At 33.7% G+C, this 3,926-nt stretch carries 6 protein-coding genes; all 6 read right to left on the reverse strand.

Going from position 1 to position 3,926, the window contains the following annotated elements; all coding sequences use genetic code 11:
* Positions 1-263: 263 nt before the first annotated feature.
* Positions 264-1,007: a hypothetical protein gene (locus tag GJV22_RS22045; protein WP_163718785.1), complete on the reverse strand. Its 744-nt coding sequence runs from the start codon at positions 1,005-1,007 to the stop codon at positions 264-266.
* Positions 1,008-1,184: 177 nt separating this feature from the next.
* Complete coding sequence (locus GJV22_RS22050) at positions 1,185-1,628, reverse strand: hypothetical protein (protein WP_163718787.1); 444 nt, start codon at positions 1,626-1,628, stop codon at positions 1,185-1,187.
* Positions 1,621-2,199 carry a hypothetical protein gene (locus GJV22_RS22055; protein ID WP_163718789.1) on the reverse strand — a complete coding sequence of 193 codons (579 nt, stop codon included), beginning with the start codon at positions 2,197-2,199 and terminating at the stop codon, positions 1,621-1,623. The genes GJV22_RS22050 and GJV22_RS22055 overlap by 8 nt, the downstream gene beginning before the upstream one ends.
* A 147-nt stretch (positions 2,200-2,346) precedes the next feature.
* Positions 2,347-2,901, reverse strand: coding sequence for a hypothetical protein (locus GJV22_RS22060; protein ID WP_163718791.1), 555 nt, complete (start codon positions 2,899-2,901; stop codon positions 2,347-2,349).
* A gap of 181 nt (positions 2,902-3,082) precedes the next feature.
* Positions 3,083-3,268: a hypothetical protein gene (locus tag GJV22_RS22065; protein WP_163718793.1), complete on the reverse strand. Its 186-nt coding sequence runs from the start codon at positions 3,266-3,268 to the stop codon at positions 3,083-3,085.
* A 1-nt stretch (position 3,269) separates the two neighbouring features.
* Entirely contained in the window at positions 3,270-3,758 is a 489-nt protein-coding gene (locus GJV22_RS22070) for a hypothetical protein (protein ID WP_163718795.1), read from the reverse strand.
* Between the last annotated feature and the right edge of the window lie 168 nt (positions 3,759-3,926).

A 3,926-nucleotide genomic window follows, 5' to 3' on the forward strand; every position in this document is an offset into this window, starting at 1 on the left:
CATCCGGTTACTACCGGACTCCTCCATCTTATTTACAGCATGCAGAACGATGAATTAGCCGATGTTCTGCTTCTCGGCACACCAAGTTGTCGTTGCGGATTTCGAAGAGCGTCAGTGTCCGGTAGGACATGACGGTCAAGAAAGGAGCAGAGGCAACGCACACCATTGCACCCGCAATGCAATTTGCAAATTGTTAGGCAACGTTTTTATTCATTATTTTTAATTCTATTCATTCACAAACCCATCAACCAGCACAATGCCTTTCATTTGCTAGGGACAATTGAACCGCTGTCGACTGTTTTGATATGCATGAAAAGTATATCTACAAAGTCATCTATCAATGAATAGTACTCTTCTCTCACTCTGATACTAAAAATATAGAACAAGCCACCTCTGAAAATGTACTTTTTATTCACTATAATTCTCTCTTTAGGCTCCCCATAAATAAATTTAGTTGTCCCAATCTTTATCCCATTAAAACTAGCGCTGTCTATGATACTTACTAAAGGAAAACTTTCTTGAATGCGATGAACTTGCTCTTCAATTTCCAAACTCATCTTGCTGTAATTAGTCCCAGTATAAACAGCTAAAGAATATTCGAATTCAAACGGTTTGATTGTATTATTCTGGGAATAAATTGTTTCATCAAAATAGTAATTTACACCTAAAGTATCAGGTACGAATTGCCACCCTTTAGGCACAGTAAATTGCACGCTATCTTCAAGTGTTATTTGCGAGGTTGTATCTAGTCTCACAAAATCACCGCTTAACACGATGCAATCTTTTTCTTTATTAAAATGAATCTGTATAGAGTCAATGTTATTGTACTTATTCAGAGCAACTACATTTCGAGAGGTTTTACCATTAAATGAATAATCTTTAGAGACGCCACTCTTAGAATAACTTTCAATCGTTATTAAGTTGTTAAACAAACCATTTAGGACAAGAATAACAGTAATGGCTATAATCCCACTAAAAATCCATTTAATATGTCTGTTTCGCCTCATTTATAGATATTATCTCGTATTATTTCAAATGTTGCCTAACGGATGGCGGTAAGAAATCGTTGCGCATTTAAAAGCGTTTCAGTATCAAGACGCTAAGCTGTTTATTAAATGTTATGTTGTTCAAATTTAGCACTTTCCGCGCAATGTTTTTTACCGCGTGTTGGCAGCTGGCATTCTTTATTTATCAATCAGTTTACAGTAATACAATGATTTGATGGAACAATACAATCTATTTTCTTTGTCTTTTCTATGAACTGTAAAAACAGGAGCATATCCACCAAGAGCTTTTTCAATTTCAGTTCCATAATCATAAGGTACAAAAGTCAATTTTGAATTAACCTTATATTCAATTGTCGTAAAATTATCAATTAGTCCAATCGTATCGTTTTGATTTGTAATACCTATAAATAAATTTGGCCAGCTTACTAAATCATATCGGCCTTTTTTATCATGCAATAATAGTCGTATTGAAATTGTATCTTTTAAATCCGAATACGTCCAATCTTCACGACAATTTTTCACAAAATCGGTATCCTCAGGTTTAAATCCAATTTTTCTTATTGTATTACAACTTAACAATGAAGCTAAAAAAATTAATAATATCACTCTATTTCTAATCATTATCCAGAATTGCAAAATCTTGTATTATACAGTAGTCGTATTTTACTTTATCGTGTTTTTTATAAAATCTAATTATAGTCCATGAAACTCCGCTCAAAGCTTCATATTTTTCGGAAATCTCTTTAATAGATTTATAATCTCCGTTTTCTATAAGTCGGATTAAAGTATTAAAGTCTTCTGTATAGCATTTTTCACCATTTGCAGATACTTCTGCATCAGATTTCATTATTTTACCTTCATTCCATTTTTTTAAACCGATGTAGTCAAAACGAAACTTATCATTCCAAATTCTACCGTAAGCTGTCCGATTTTGTATGTCCAACCCTCTAATAATGAATAAAGAATCACAGCTATTAAAACTTAGATTCTGGTCAGTTAAGATGCTAATTTTTTCAAAGACATCTCTCATTTCTATTGAAAATTCAGCTTGATAGTCTTTATGAAGTTCCGATTTAGAAAAATCTACGACTTTATCAATGAAATCTTGAGAATAGCTAATTGAAAAGCTAAAAATCAAAATTAAAATCAGACTATATTTTCGTGTACTGCTGTTCATCTTGCTTGCTGCCAACGGTCACTTGTATGTGGTCGGGCGGGATTTCCAACAGAAACCCTGTCAGACCCGCAGGAGGTGGCGACAATGGTCTGACTTGTCAGACCGAGAGAAACCCCGCCTGCCATATGACAATTTGTTACCACACGTTTTTTAATTTTCATATTAATTGCTTGGCGGTTGCTCAACAGATTTATTGTCTTCAAACAAGTTAATGTCTCTGTAATTGAGCAACGTATCAAGTTCTAATTTTATACCATTCCAGTCAGTAACGAGCCTTTTAACTCTATGCGAATACGAGCTTGATGCAATTATTCCATATTTTTTGGAAAAGATTAAACATCCTTCTCCATCAATAATTGCGTCTTTCGGCTCATACTTGTAAACCGTTTCAGGAAGATCGTTTATTTTAATATCGACTGTGTCCACACATTGTATCGTTGAATCGTCTCCAGGCGCAGATATTAAGTTAAAAGTTCCTTTAGTCATACTAAATCTATAAGTTCCATTAGGATAAATATTTTTCAAATAAGTAAATGTCAATAAACTGTCCGGGATCTCATTTTTAATCAAAGTGTAAGTCCTTTGTTTCCGAGTCACATTCTCATAATTCAAAGTTTTGTCTTTAACGCAAATAGTGTCAATATTCTCCTTTTTAATTTGTGAGAATGTTGTAGTTGCTGCAAAAACTAAAAATATGAATCCGAGTAATTGTCTCATTGTTTCAAAATGTGTGGTAACGGTCACTTGTATGTGGTCGGGCGGGATTTCCAACAGAAATCCTGTCAGAACCACAAGAGGTGGCAACACTGGTTTGACTTGTCAAACCGAGATGAACCCCGCCTGCCATATGACAATTTGTTATGCCCTGTGTTTTAATTTTTATCATTTACAAATTTCACTATCCAACAACATCCATAATGAGTAATATACCTAATACAATTGCCATGATAGAACTTATATATCCTTGAAAATTAATCTTATTCGTGTCGTCTGCAGGATGAATTGGATGTATTACAGTCTGATATCCAACATAAAGTCCGACAACAATTGCTATTATTCCTCCAACTATTTTTAATGCACTCATTTTAATTTTTTGTTGTTCTGTTATTTTCCCAATTGGTTATATCAACTTTTTCAATTTCTTGCATCCTTTTATATTCGGAATATTGAAAAACAGCAATGACAAAAAGAATCCAAAAAATTGTCCCTGAGATTAAAAGAATCAGTCTTTGGCGAAATTTTATTTTATAATTTTCTTTTTTTAAATCAGTCAAACCACTGTCAAAGTTTCTAAAAAGTTCGTATGGCCCAAACAGGAAAATTTTAAGTTTTTCAAACGATGAATATTTCTCAAATTGATTTCTTTCCTTTTGCTTTTCCCATGCTTTTTCAAAAGCCTTTAATTCGTCTTTTTCTGATTTTAAGTTTTTAATCCTTTCATTAATTTGATTTTCATCCAATCCAAAACTTAGAAGTTTCTCAAAGGATTCGCTTTTCAGTTTTTCATCATTTGAAGTTTTGTAAACAGAAATCAGCCAATCAACTTCGTCTATATGGATTTTGTCTTTTGTCATTTAAGTATCAAATCTGTATTTTTCAACATTGGGCATAACGGTTGGTAGTCGAGTAGGCAAAGGGAGTTTCACCCTAAGCCTCTCACAGAACCGGACTTGACAGTCTCCCGTCATCCGGCTCTTGTTATACAAATCTAAACGTTTCAACCAGTTATGCCCACCTGCCAA

Source organism: Mangrovibacterium lignilyticum, assembly GCF_010882175.1.
Classification (GTDB): domain Bacteria; phylum Bacteroidota; class Bacteroidia; order Bacteroidales; family Prolixibacteraceae; genus Mangrovibacterium; species Mangrovibacterium lignilyticum.

Excerpts from the sequence above, each read along its gene's own strand:
- GJV22_RS22045 (WP_163718785.1), bottom strand. The coding sequence starts at position 1,007 with ATGAGGCGAAACAGACATATTAAATGGATTTTTAGTGGGATTATAGCC.
- GJV22_RS22050 (WP_163718787.1), bottom strand. The coding sequence starts at position 1,628 with ATGATTAGAAATAGAGTGATATTATTAATTTTTTTAGCTTCATTGTTA.
- GJV22_RS22060 (WP_163718791.1), bottom strand. The coding sequence starts at position 2,901 with ATGAGACAATTACTCGGATTCATATTTTTAGTTTTTGCAGCAACTACA.
- GJV22_RS22065 (WP_163718793.1), bottom strand. The coding sequence starts at position 3,268 with ATGAGTGCATTAAAAATAGTTGGAGGAATAATAGCAATTGTTGTCGGA.
- GJV22_RS22070 (WP_163718795.1), bottom strand. The coding sequence starts at position 3,758 with ATGACAAAAGACAAAATCCATATAGACGAAGTTGATTGGCTGATTTCT.